This is a genomic window from Psychrobacillus sp. OK032, assembly GCF_900111345.1.
Taxonomy (GTDB): Bacteria; Bacillota; Bacilli; order Bacillales_A; family Planococcaceae; genus Psychrobacillus.
This window is the reverse complement of sequence record NZ_FOGY01000004.1, coordinates 284,293-297,374: the sequence shown is the minus strand read 5'-3', so window position 1 is coordinate 297,374 and position 13,082 is coordinate 284,293. Positions and strand designations below refer to the sequence as shown.

The 13,082-nt window shown below is 36.6% G+C and carries 10 protein-coding genes and 1 pseudogene; 10 read left to right on the top strand and 1 reads right to left on the bottom strand.

The features are described from left to right. The first annotated feature begins 6 nt into the window (after window positions 1–6). The 4 genes from BMZ04_RS10275 (at window position 7) to BMZ04_RS10260 (ending at window position 4,323) form a co-directional block, all read left to right on the top strand. On the top strand, window positions 7–1,359 hold the full coding sequence (locus tag BMZ04_RS10275) for an NAD(P)-binding domain-containing protein (RefSeq protein WP_093269303.1): 1,353 nt from the start codon (window positions 7–9) through the stop codon (window positions 1,357–1,359). Between the two features lie 72 nt (window positions 1,360–1,431). After that, window positions 1,432–2,727, top strand: a complete 1,296-nt coding sequence (locus tag BMZ04_RS10270; RefSeq protein WP_093269299.1) for an arsenic transporter — start codon at window positions 1,432–1,434, stop codon at window positions 2,725–2,727. A gap of 14 nt (window positions 2,728–2,741) precedes the next feature. Next, window positions 2,742–3,170, top strand: coding sequence for an arsenate reductase (thioredoxin) (gene arsC / locus BMZ04_RS10265; protein WP_093269296.1), 429 nt, complete (start codon window positions 2,742–2,744; stop codon window positions 3,168–3,170). A 373-nt stretch (window positions 3,171–3,543) separates the two neighbouring features. Then, entirely contained in the window at window positions 3,544–4,323 is a 780-nt protein-coding gene (locus BMZ04_RS10260) for an alpha/beta fold hydrolase (RefSeq protein ID WP_143128292.1), read from the top strand. 87 nt (window positions 4,324–4,410) lie between these two features. On the opposite strand, the gene BMZ04_RS10255 is transcribed toward BMZ04_RS10260, so the two are convergent. Beyond that, entirely contained in the window at window positions 4,411–5,292 is an 882-nt protein-coding gene (locus BMZ04_RS10255) for a LysR family transcriptional regulator (RefSeq protein ID WP_093269288.1), read from the bottom strand. Window positions 5,293–5,397: 105 nt separating this feature from the next. Here BMZ04_RS10255 and BMZ04_RS10250 point away from each other — a divergent pair, with 105 nt between their 5' ends. The 6 genes and pseudogenes from BMZ04_RS10250 to BMZ04_RS10225 all read left to right on the top strand — a co-directional run bounded on the left by BMZ04_RS10250 (window position 5,398) and on the right by BMZ04_RS10225 (window position 12,914). Further along, on the top strand, window positions 5,398–6,480 hold the full coding sequence (locus BMZ04_RS10250) for a citrate/2-methylcitrate synthase (protein WP_093269285.1): 1,083 nt from the start codon (window positions 5,398–5,400) through the stop codon (window positions 6,478–6,480). A 177-nt stretch (window positions 6,481–6,657) separates the two neighbouring features. After that, window positions 6,658–7,141: pseudogene (locus BMZ04_RS10245) on the top strand (GNAT family N-acetyltransferase). A gap of 2 nt (window positions 7,142–7,143) precedes the next feature. Then, window positions 7,144–7,758 (top strand): DUF3885 domain-containing protein, encoded by a 615-nt coding sequence (locus tag BMZ04_RS10240; RefSeq protein WP_093269281.1) that lies wholly within the window; start codon window positions 7,144–7,146, stop codon window positions 7,756–7,758. Continuing rightward, on the top strand, window positions 7,758–8,303 hold the full coding sequence (locus BMZ04_RS10235) for a histidine phosphatase family protein (protein ID WP_093269277.1): 546 nt from the start codon (window positions 7,758–7,760) through the stop codon (window positions 8,301–8,303). The genes BMZ04_RS10240 and BMZ04_RS10235 overlap by 1 nt, the downstream gene beginning before the upstream one ends. Before the next feature lie 1,072 nt (window positions 8,304–9,375). Continuing rightward, window positions 9,376–11,130 carry an ABC transporter transmembrane domain-containing protein gene (locus BMZ04_RS10230; RefSeq protein WP_093269274.1) on the top strand — a complete coding sequence of 585 codons (1,755 nt, stop codon included), beginning with the start codon at window positions 9,376–9,378 and terminating at the stop codon, window positions 11,128–11,130. After that, a complete protein-coding gene (locus tag BMZ04_RS10225; RefSeq protein ID WP_093269271.1) occupies window positions 11,130–12,914 on the top strand; it encodes an ABC transporter ATP-binding protein in 1,785 nt (594 codons plus the stop codon). Before BMZ04_RS10230 ends, BMZ04_RS10225 begins: the two co-directional genes overlap by 1 nt. Window positions 12,915–13,082 lie beyond the last annotated feature (168 nt).

The following is a 13,082-nucleotide window of genomic DNA, read 5'->3' as shown; positions in this document are numbered from 1 at the left end:
ACTGTCATGAAAAGTATTGATTTAATCGATATTTCGAGTTGCTGCGGAACTAAAACAGAAACTAAACAATATAGTTCAAACGGTTTCCATAAAAAATTACCTGTTGCTATCATTGGTGCCGGATCAATCGGTTTAGCTGCAGCTGCACATTTAGCCGAAAAGGAAGAGGATTTTATTGTATTGGAGGCTGGGTCTCGAGTTGGGAGTAATATTCTGAAATGGGGTCATGTACGATTATTTTCACCATGGCAATACAATATTGATAAAGTAGCAAAAAAACTATTGGAAAAAAGATCATGGGTTTCACCACCATCAGAGCAATTACCATTGGGCAAAGAGATAGTGGAAAACTATTTAGAGCATCTATCAAAGTTACCTGAAATTTCTCCTAATATTTTATTGAACACAACCGTAGTTTCCATTAGTAAAAGAAGTACAGATAAAATGAAAACGGCTAATCGAGATCAAGAACCATTCGTTTTATATATAGACCAACAAGGGGAAACAAAACGGATCGAAGCTAAAGCTGTAATTGATGCAACTGGGACTTGGTTACAACCAAATCCAATTAATGCGGATAGCATTTGGACAAAAGAAGAAAAAGACCTTAATCAAAATATTTACTATGGAATTCCAGACGTAGCGGGGAAAGATCGCGAAAAGTACATTAGTAAGCGTGTAGCCGTTGTGGGTGGTGGACATTCAGCGATTAATACGATTCTAGAGCTTTCACAGCTAGGTGAACAAGTAGAAATTTATTGGATTATGAGAAAGAAAAAAGTAGAAGACGCTTATGGTGGAGAAGAAAAAGATGCTCTTCAAGCAAGAGGAGAGCTAGGAAGTCGAATTCACCAAATAGTGGATACAGATAAAGTTAAGGTATTTACTCCATTTCATATACAACAACTAAACAAAACGAAAAATGGAATAGAAATAACTGGTGAATTAAATGGACAGGAATTTACTTTACAAGGAATAGATGAAATAATTGCGAATACCGGTACTCGTCCAGACTTCTCTTTGTTAAGAGAAATTAGGCTAAGTATAGATTCCTCCACTGAAAGTGTCGAGGCTCTTGCTCCTTTAATTGATCCAAACCTTCATAGTTGCGGAACTGTAAGGCCACACGGGGAAGAGATATTAAGACAACCGGAAAAGAACTTCTATATGGTCGGAATGAAGAGCTATGGGCGTGCGCCTACTTTCTTAATGGCAACAGGTTATGAGCAAGTTCGTTCAATTGTTGCTTATCTTACTGGAGATATTGACTCTTCTAAACGGGTAGAACTGGAATTACCGGAAACTGGTGTCTGTACCGTAAATACTGCGCTACAATCAGCAAAATCGTGCTGTAGTTAAGGCTAATTTAGTCAAAACGATGATTTATTACTATGTAAACGATAGAATTTTTAGATTAATGGAGGCTTCAATATGACAGATGCGATTTTAGCATCTTTGATTTTTCTTCTGACACTAACATTAGTCATTTGGCAGCCTAGGAACTTATCCATTGGATGGTCTGCATGTGGCGGGGCTTTACTTGCTTTATTAGTAGGAGTTGTAGGAATTCAAGATGTACAAGAAGTAATAGGAATTACATGGAATGCAACATTAACTTTTGTTGCGATTATCCTTATTTCATTGATTTTAGATGAAATTGGATTGTTTGAATGGGCAGCACTCCATATGGTGAGGGCTGCAAAAGGTAATGGCGTGAAAATGTTCATATATGTAAGTATATTAGGTGCAATTGTTGCAGCCCTTTTTGCAAATGATGGTGCGGCACTTATATTAACACCTATTGTACTTGCGATGGTTCGACATTTGAATTTTAAAGAGCAGATGATTTTTCCGTTTATTATGGCGAGTGGGTTTATTGCAGATACGACATCTTTGCCGTTTGTCGTTAGTAATTTGGTGAATATTGTGTCTGTAGATTTCTTTGGCATTGGATTTGTGGAATATGCTTTTCGAATGTTTATCCCCAATTTATTTTCATTAATTGCAACAATTACGATACTTTATATGTATTTTAGAAAAAGTATTCCGAAAACATATGATTTATCGAAATTGCGAATGCCTTCAGAAGCAATAAAAGATGTCGGGATGTTCCATTTATCTTGGGGTGTTTTATTCATATTACTTGTTGGTTACTTTGTTAGTGAATTTATTGAAATGCCTATATCTATTATTGCAGCGGTAGTTGCTATTTTGTTTTTAATAATGGCGAGAAGAAGTCATGCAGTGAATACGAAAGCTGTTGTGAAGGGAGCACCTTGGAGTATCGTTTTCTTCTCTATAGGTATGTATGTCGTTGTATATGGAATGGGAAATGCTTGGCTGACGGGTTCTTTAGCAAGTGTCGTTCAATTTGTTGCAGACCAGGGTCTATTCGCTGCGACGATTGGGATGGGCTTCATCGCGGCATTTTTATCATCGGTTATGAATAATTTGCCTACCGTAATGATTGATGCATTAGCGATAGCAGAAACAAATACTTCTGGACAAATACGAGAAGCACTTATTTATGCAAATATAATTGGATCAGATTTAGGGCCAAAAATCACACCTATTGGCTCTCTAGCAACGCTCGTGTGGTTGCATGTTTTATCTCAAAAAGATATTAAAATTTCATGGGGTACTTATTTCAAAACAGGGATTATATTAACGATTCCAATTCTATTTATTACGCTATTTGGACTGTATTTAACATTATTATTTTTCTAAAGGAGATTGAAATGATGACTAAAAAAACAATATATTTCCTTTGTACAGGAAATTCTTGCAGAAGCCAAATGGCGGAAGGCTGGGCAAAGAAATATTTAGGGGAAGAATGGAAAGTGTACAGTGCTGGTATCGAAGCACACGGATTAAATCCGAACGCAGTGAAAGCAATGAATGAGTCTGGAATTGATATATCTGCGCAAAGCTCGGATATTATTGATCCTGAAATATTAAACAGTGCAGATTTAGTCGTTACATTATGTGGAGACGCTGCCGACAAATGCCCGATGACGCCACCTCATGTAAAAAGAGAGCACTGGGGCTTTGATGATCCAGCGAAAGCAGAAGGAACAGAAGCAGAAAGATGGACTTTCTTTCAGCGTGTCCGAGATGAAATTGGAGAAAGAATCGCACAATTTGCCAATACGAAAAGGATTCGTTATTAGTGAGATATGGAAGCATCTTCACACACATCTTAGTTAGAAAGCCTTTATAAACAAACCAGAACGATTGCCTCAGAAGTAGTTATCTACTTGTAGGCAATCTTTTTTTAATTACAAAAGCAACGGGATAAATGATAAGGAGATGTTGCTATATGAAACTTTCGAATCTTTAATGTTCACAGAAGCGTTTGCTAGTTTAATTGTGGTTTAGTGAGATTTGGAAAAATATCGAGCAAAGATGATGGGAAATAGGGCCTTATTGAAGCAACCACCCTTAGTTAGAAAAGTACTTCTCCAAAAAGGTTTTTTCCTATTGGAAGGGTAAATTGAAACTTTCTTTAGAATTTATCGTAAATAGTAAAAGAGAGGAAGTGATTTGCCAATGCACCATGAAGAATATGGAGATAAGAATGGACCACTTTTGCTATTTTTACATGGTGGAGGAGTAAGTGGCTGGATGTGGGACAAACAAATTCAATATTTCACTCAGTATCACTGTATCGTGCCTGATTTACAAGAACAAGGGCAGAGTACGAACGGAACTAATTTCTCAATCAAGACAAGTGCTGAACAACTCATTGATATATTAGAAGAAAAAGCGGCGGGAAAAGAAATTAATGTTATTGGATTTTCACTAGGTGCTCAAATAACGATTCAAATGTTAGGTATGAAACCTGATTTAATCAATCATGCAATTATAAATAGTGCCTTAGTAAGGCCAATCAGATTTGTGAAAAAGCTAATTACCCCTTCTATTCTATTAACATTTCCTTTAATAAAAAATAAAACGTTTTCAAAAATTCAATCCAAAACACTTTATATTAATGAAGATTACTTCGACAAATATTATAAAGAAAGTAGTCAAATGAAAGTAAAAACCCTTATTAGAATTTTAGAGGAGAATATGTCGTTTAAACTACCTGATAATTTTAATAAAGCAAAGGGAAAAATTCTCGTGACAGTAGGGGAATTTGAAAATCTAGTGATGAAAAAGTCTGCAATGGATATTGTGAAAAATAACCCAAACTGTAGAGGCGTGATAATATCCAATATTGGGCATGGGGTGCCTATGGCAAATCCTACTTTCTTTAATCGAATGATAGAAGCATGGATCAATGAAGGAAAGGTACTAAAAGAGGGAACAACTTTAATGTGAGACTCGATAATACATATTAGCAATAGTTCATATGAGGGGAAGCACAAGCGTATGATAGTGCATCCCTTCTTATATTTACAGGTTATCTTATCCAAAATAGTACTTCGAAATGCGTTCGATGAACTCTTTTTCTAAATCACCTTTCTTTTTAACTATGATGAAAGTGGAAACAGAAGGTAATTCAAATATGTCAAAATGCGGCTGCATAATTTTTCCCTCGATTAACTCGCGTCTCACAATGGAGTGTGGAAGAAAGGAAACACCAAGACCGTCTTGGATAAATCTTTTGGCTATATATGCTTGTGTTACTTTCATCGTGCGGAGTCCAATCACATGCTTATTCAACTTTATTAAAAGATCGTCCCAAAAAACGGGGTGGTGATGGGTAAATAGATAACTTTTCTTTAGTACATCTTGTACATCAATCGGTGGGCCACTTTCTTCATCATATTCATCGAAGGGCATGACAAATAATATAGGATCTTCGTACATAGGGATAGATTGTACGCTTTTTCGCATAGCATCCAGTGCCGAAACACCAATATTTACTTCCCCTTGGTCGACTAATTCCTCAATCATATGGGATTCTTCAACTCGGATGCTTATCTCAATATCAGGATGTAATTTCATAAATGAGTGTAAAACATTTGGAAGAATTGTTTCTGCCATTAATGGAGATATTGCTATACTCCAGTTACGTCTATACCCTTGTGCGAACGCCTGTACTTTACTTACGCTATTCTCGATATTTCTCACTATTTGCAACGCTTCTGGTAAAAAGAATTTCCCAGTATCCGATAACGTCACCCGATTATTTAGTCTATCAAAAAGAGTGCTACCAAGATGCTCTTCTAATAATCGTATATGAACTGTAACGCTTGGTTGGGACATCATCAGTTTTTCCGATGCTTTTCGGAAATTAAGTGTTTCTGCTGCAATGCAAAATGTTTTAAGCCATTGGTATTCCATTATATGCACCTCTTCAATTAAGAATATTAATTAATATAATTATATATATTTAATTTTAATTATCAAAATTTTCTAATACAATAATAAAAAAGGAGATGGTTACGTATGTATCAAAGAGGATTAAAAGATATTGTAGCAGTGCACACGAATATTGCGGCAGTGGAAGGTGACATAGGGGAACTAAGATATCGCGGAGTTAGAGTGGATGAATTAGTACCTAACTTATCATTTGAGGAGCTAGCGAACTTTCTATGGACTGGAAACAGGTCAAATAATTACATCCCTCTAAATAATGATCGGGCACTTCCTAAGCATATTAAAGAAATTATTGATTCACTTCCTAAAGAAATATCGCTAATGGATGCTATGAGGACGGCAATTTCCGCGTATGGACATAAAGAGTTTAATGAGAAATCCATAGAAGAACAAGCTGTTATCCTGACAACAGCTCTTCCAATTATTGTTGCAAGGCATTACCGAAATAAGCATAACCTCCCAATAATAGAGGCGGATCAGCACTTGTCACATACGGCTAACTATCTATGGATGTTGACTGGGGAAGTGCCGAGGGAAGTGCAAGTGGAAGCACTAGAGACGTATTTAAAACTGACAATGGAGCACGGGTTAAATGCTTCCACCTTTGCTGCAAGAGTAACGATTTCTACTGAATCTGATTTAACAGCAGCTATAACTTCAGCACTAGGGACGATGAAAGGGCCACTTCATGGTGGTGCCCCATCTGGAGTTATTGACTTACTAAATGAGTTTAAAGATCCTTCCTCCATTCGAACAATTGTAGAGAATAAAATCAAAAATGGGGAAAAAATAATGGGATTCGGTCATCGTGTATACAAAACGGAGGATCCACGTTCTGTTTTGTTACGTGAAAAATGTTCGAAGCTACAAGGAAAAGATGCCTGGTTAGATCTAGCAACAATAGCTGAAAAAGAGATTATTGATTTACTTGCTGAACATAAGCCAGGTCGTAAATTGTATACGAATGTCGAGTATTATGCAGCAGCCATCATGCGTTCTATTAATATGCCAGCAGAACTATTTACTCCGACATTCAGCGTCGCTAGAATGGTTGGTTGGACTGCCCATGTGATTGAACAGCAAAGAGACAACACTATTTTCCGCCCGCAATCCGTTTATGTTGGTGAAATAAAAGAAGAAATAAATAGCTAAAATAACGCCCGAAGAAAAATATTGATTTTTCTTCGGGTGTTTTTCCTATTATTAAATAGATTGGGCCGAGTAAATGGTTTTCTAGGCAAGTTTTAGTTTTATTTTCTAAGCAATTTAATGAAAGATATTTTGATACACTTAGGTAACTTATAACTACCAGTGAAATTAGGGGGAACAATGTTGAACATCACAATCAGAAAAGAACAGACAGAGGAATATATAATTACCGAGCATGTTGTAAAGAATGCATTTGCTAGCATGGAGCTAAGTAATAAAAAAGAATATGAGGTAGTAGCAAGAATTAGAAAATCCGATGTTTCCGTTTCCGTTCCCGAATTGTCATTAGTTGCGATAAATGAAAACATTAATTTAACTCGTTGGCCATATCCTTCTATCTAAATTAAAAATAAGGAGTGATCATAAAGTTTTCGAGTCTCTTGCGCTTGCTCCTATTACAGAATTGTCTATTTAACAGAACAAAGGAATAGGTAAACTCTTGATTAACCAGGCATTGTAATGGGGCATCCAACATATAAAAGCTCCTTTCGATGTGCCCGATGAAGCATTTATGGTACTGGAATTGAAAGAAGATACGCTTCCGAACATATTAGGAATTGTGGAATATCCAAGTATTTTTTGGGAAGAAGGAAATGGGGATTAAAAATGGATTTAGAACAATTTATGGGGAGCAATTATCCAAATCTTATGTTAAGACCACCTTTATTTTATGAATGGGATATTGGGGTTCGGTTTGAACTTGGTGTTGACATGACTGAGAAGTGTCATTATATGAGGGATGTGTATCACCGCGCGATTACATTGTTTCGTGCATTACATAAGGATGATGAAAAGATTTTTGTTGTAGCAAATGTACATTATTTTGGAAGGACACGAAAATCTCCTACTTTATCGAAATATATTCGAAATAAATCTGTTTTGTATCAATTGCAACATCAAACGATACCCTATGTTTTTCCTGAGGATAATGAGGAAGGTAAATGGACAACCGAGCGGTTCTGGCTAGAATGTAGGTCCTCTGATATCCAGTATACTACGCTGTTAGAAGCAATTTGCAATCAGGATATGGGATTAAAACCGATTATGTTTCATGACATTTTCTTTATTAACACCGAACGAGGAACAATTTTTCATGTATATGACGACCGAGGATGCGATTTGATCGCAACATCTCCTGAGTCAATTCGAACTATGTACGATACATATAATGAATGGATCTTAAATTATGATCGGAAAAAAATTGATAAGGTGTTTAAATGATGAAAAGAATATATATGATTAGACATTGTAAAGCGGAGGGGCAGGAAGAACACGCGAAGCTGACCTCTGAGGGGGATTCTCAAGCATTAATGCTGAGAGACTATTTTGAAAATGTGAAAATTGACAAAATAGTCTCTAGCCATTATGTAAGGGCAGTTCAATCAATTGAACCTTTGGGTATATATAAAGGAATTGAAATAATAAAAGATACTAGACTTTCTGAGAGGATTCTAAGTACGGAGGATTACTCAGATTGGCTTGATAAACTTAATATGACATTTCAAGATAAATCATTAAAATTCATCGGAGGCGAATCTAGTAATGAAGCGCTATTTAGAATCAGTTCAGTCATTGAGGAAGTTATAAGTTCCCCTGAAGAAAATGTGATGCTCGTCACACATGGGGCTATTATGTCTTTATTATTAAATAGTATTGATGAAAATTTTGGATTTGATCAGTGGCAGACGATAACGAATCCTGACATTTATTTGATTGAAGTTCAGGAAGGCCAAAAAACATTTAAGCGGATATGGAATTCAATATAGAAGTGTGTTTAATGTGCTATATATAGAACAAGCAAGAAGAAAAGTTCCGCTTTTCTTTTTGCTTTTTTCATGTTTGAAGAAGTTATAAAATTTATGTTTTGTCTATAATTTCCCCAAATAATATAAGGAATGCCATTTTTATTAATTGCAATACAGTGATAACTCGTCTTAGCAAGTTGAATAAAGTGTCCGCAATGATTTTTGCTACAAGGCGGACGCTTTCCGCGGGGTGAGCGATGAACCTTCACCGACGCTACGCGTGCGATGTGAAGTTTCATCTGTCTCACTTCATCCCGCTGGAGTCGCCGCCCTTCCGCGAAAATCAAAGGAGCTTGCTGAATAATTATTTTCTCACTTTATATACCAAAATTTTTATTAGAATCGAAGCAAAAATCCATTATTAATTAGTATTACAAGAACAATTGTCCAGTATTGACCATTTCAACCAATTCGTGTAAGTAAGCAGTGAATTCCCATATCGAAGAGTTTACTTTATTAGAGACGACTCATTACTGTTAAGGAAATATACATTATTTGTTGATTCATAATATAGTGAAGATCATGTTCACTGTTTAATAAGCAATTTTTTCAGTTAGTGATAGCTGCCACTTTTGCCTTAGTGCAGCGATTCTAATATTTCTTATTGGTTCGTTTAGCTAAATGCTAATTAGCTAGCATATTTCGTTGATTGGAGCGGAACGGCGGCGACTCCAGCGGGAATAGCATGAGCTGAAGACCCCGCAGGAGCAAAGCGACGAGGAGGCTGAAGCCATGCCCGCGGAAAGCGTCCGCCGTGCAGCAGAAATCCCAGCGTTAATTTCCTTACGATGCATTCTCCCTATATTGCGCGAACTATCCGTTTACAATAGTAGTTTTTCATTTAGTCGTTCTTGTAAGTAATTTGGTTGCTCTCTCATTTTCTATAGTTTCCCTTACCCATTCATTTTAAAATATCATTACTTCTAGGAGAAGAAATTTCAACATCCGAATTATTTTACCTTCTTGTCTTCCGAAATATATGAACATTTGCTAAACTATATTAGTCTTAATATAGAAACATGGGGGAAAAAATGTGAAAGTATTTTTGGATTTAGGATGGTTTTTTAAAGAAAGAAAGAAACAATACTTATTAGGTATCGTTATGCTTATGTTCGTCGCTTTTTTGCAGCTGATCCCACCAAAAATTATTGGGTATGTTGTAGATGAAATTAGTGCGGGTACATTAACCATTACCACGTTAACGAAATGGCTTGCAATTTTAGCGGTGGCAGCTATTGGTATGTATGGTCTACGATACTATTGGCGCATTATGATTTTCGGTTCAGCTATTTTTTTAGCGCGACAATTGAGAGAAAGATTGTTTCGTCATTTTACGAAAATGGCTCCTTCGTTTTATCAGAAAAAACGGGTGGGAGATTTGATGGCGCATGCTACAAATGATTTGTCTGCTGTTCAACAAACGGCAGGAGCTGGAGTATTAACACTTGTTGATTCGGTCACTACAGGCGGATTTGTTATCGCTGCAATGGCTATTACTATCAACTGGAAGCTAACATTAATTGCCCTTATCCCACTTCCTTTGATGGCAATTTTAACAAGTTATTATGGAACGCTATTGCACAAACGATTTCGTTTTGCACAAGAAGCATTTTCCAGTTTAAATGATAAAGCACAAGAAAGTATCTCTGGTGTGAAAGTCATTAAAACATTCGGACAAGAAAAAGAGGATACAGAAGATTTCGTGCAATTATCACAAGATGTAGTAGATAAAAATGTTCGTGTCGCCAAAGTAGATGCATTATTCGATCCAACGATTTCACTCATTGTTGGTATTTGTTTTTTCTTATCTATAGTGTTTGGAAGTCGTTTTATCTTAGCCGATGAAATGTCGATCGGAGACTTATTTGCCTTTACTTCCTATCTAGGATTACTCGTATGGCCGATGCTTGCTTTTGGCTGGTTATTTAATATTGTAGAGCGTGGTCGCGCTTCATATGATCGAATTATGAATTTATTGGATGAGAAGATTGAAATTGATGATAAAGAAGGAGCTCTGGAAGAAAAGCCGGAGGGGGATATACAATTTCATGTGGATGAATTCAAATTTCCAGGTGACGAAAGGGCTGCGATACGTGATGTCCATTTCTCGCTTAAACGCGGAGAAACATTAGGGATCGTCGGAAAAACTGGGGCTGGAAAAACAGCAGTATTAAAATTATTAATGCGAGAGTTTGAAGGATATACGGGGGAAATCCTATATGGAAATCACCCAATAGATGCGTATAAAAAGCGGAGTTTACGTGAAGCGATTGGGTATGTGCCTCAAGATCATTTCCTGTTCTCCACAACTGTAGCTGGGAATATTGCGTTTGCAAATGCAGGTGCTTCCATGGAACAAGTATATGAAGCGGCGAAACTTGCGTATATTCATGAAGATATATTGCAGTTTACTGACGGATATAGCACAGTTGTTGGGGAACGAGGGGTGTCCTTATCAGGTGGTCAAAAACAGCGTATTTCGATAGCGCGTGCACTGATGATGGAGCCGGAAGTTTTAATCCTCGATGATTCATTGTCCGCAGTAGACGCACGGACGGAAGAGGCAATATTAGAAGCTTTAAAAGCAAAACGACAGAACGAAACGACGATTATTACTTCCCATCGACTGAGTGCGATTCAACATGCGCACCAAATTATCGTAATGAGTGAAGGAACAATTATAGAAAAAGGGTCCCATGAACAATTGATGGAGTTAAAAGGAATGTATTTCGAAATGTATCAATTACAACAACTTGAATCTTTAGTGGAACAGGGTGGTGAAGCATAATGGAAGAAAAACAACTACAGTTAAGTGGGAAAGATCAGTGGAAAGTTTTTAAACGATTGCTCACCTATTTAAAACCACATAAGAAAGTTATTTCTTTAGCTTTATTCTTACTAATTTTGACTGTATTAGGAGACATTTTAGCGCCTTTTCTGATCAAGGCATTTATGGACGATTATTTAACTCCGAGAAATTTTCCAACAGGTCCCATTGTTGGTCTAGCACTTGGCTATGTTTTTATACAAGTTGGAAATGTCATCGTCAGTTACTTTCAATTGCTCAGATTTCAAGAAATTGCGTTGAAAATTATCCAACAAATGCGCATTGATGTTTTTTCAAAAGTGCATAAGCTAGGTATGCGATACTTTGATAAAACACCCGCGGGAAGCATCGTATCCCGTGTAACAAATGATACGGAAGCGATTAAAGATATGTTCGTTAGTGTATTAGTAGCATTTGTACAAAGTGGTTTTTTAATAATTGGTGTATATATTGCTATGTTTATACTGAATGTAAAATTGGCTCTTGTGGCGGTTCTCTTATTGCCTATTTTATTTTTCATCATTACGACATATCGTAAACATAGTTCGGTAGTATATCAAGATTTGCGCGAACGACTAAGTCAGCTAAATGCAAAGCTTGCGGAATCTTTGCAAGGGATGACGATGATACAGGCTTTTAGACAAGAAGATAGACTACAAGATGAGTTTAATGAAATTAACGACAAGCATTGGAATGCAGGTAAACGTAATATTAAGCTAGATAGCTTGCTGCTACGACCAGCAATCGATTTAGTGTACGCACTTGCTATTGTTATGGTCCTTAGTTATTTTGGAATTACGTCTATGAACAATGTTGTAGAAGTTGGACTAATATATGTGTTCGTCACGTATATTGACCGATTCTTTGAGCCGATTAACCATGTAATGCAACGTCTGTCTATATTCCAACAAGCAATTGTTGCCGCTTCGCGTGTATTCAAACTATTAGACGAGAACGACCTAGCACCTTCCCAAAAGAATAACGCTAGTGCGAAAATTGAACATGGTAAAATCGAATTTCAGAATGTTTCTTTTTCATATGATGGTAAAATGGAAGTATTGAAAAACATTTCGTTTACAGCGGAACCTGGTCAAACGGTAGCTTTAGTAGGACATACTGGAAGTGGGAAAAGTTCAATTATCAACTTGCTAATGCGCTTTTATGAGTTTGAACAAGGAGATATTAAAATCGATGGACATTCAGTGAAAGACTTTCAGGCAGAAGAAATCAGAGAAAAAGTAGGACTTGTACTACAAGATCCATTTTTGTTCTATGGGGATATCGAAAATAATATTAGATTACATGATAAAGAAATGACCTCCGAGGAAGTAAAAGCTGCTGCAGAATTTGTGCAAGCAAATATATTTATCGATAAGCTCCCGAATACGTACAAACAAAAAGTAACAGAGAGGGGCTCCACATTTTCAAGTGGGCAAAGACAATTAGTTGCTTTTGCACGTACAATCGCAACGAATCCAAAAATTTTAGTACTGGATGAAGCAACTGCTAATATTGACACGGAAACCGAAGTCGCTATCCAAAATAGTTTAGAAAAGATGAGAAAAGGGCGTACAACGATTGCTATTGCCCATCGTTTAAGCACTATTGCCGATGCGGAGCTTATACTTGTTCTACATCACGGGGAAATAGTCGAGCGTGGTACACACCAAGAACTACTAAACCAAAAAGGTTTATATCATAAAATGTATCTATTACAGAACAATGTGGTGGATGATATCGCATAATAATTACACGCAAATAAACCAGCTAGTGTTAAGACTCTAGGCTGGTTTATTTCATTTAAATAGATTTTACTTATAGCTATAATTTTTCTCCTTAACTAATCACTTAGAACGTGATCATTTTTCTGTTGTGATATAATAATAGTTGAAAAGAGAAAGGTCGTAATTTGA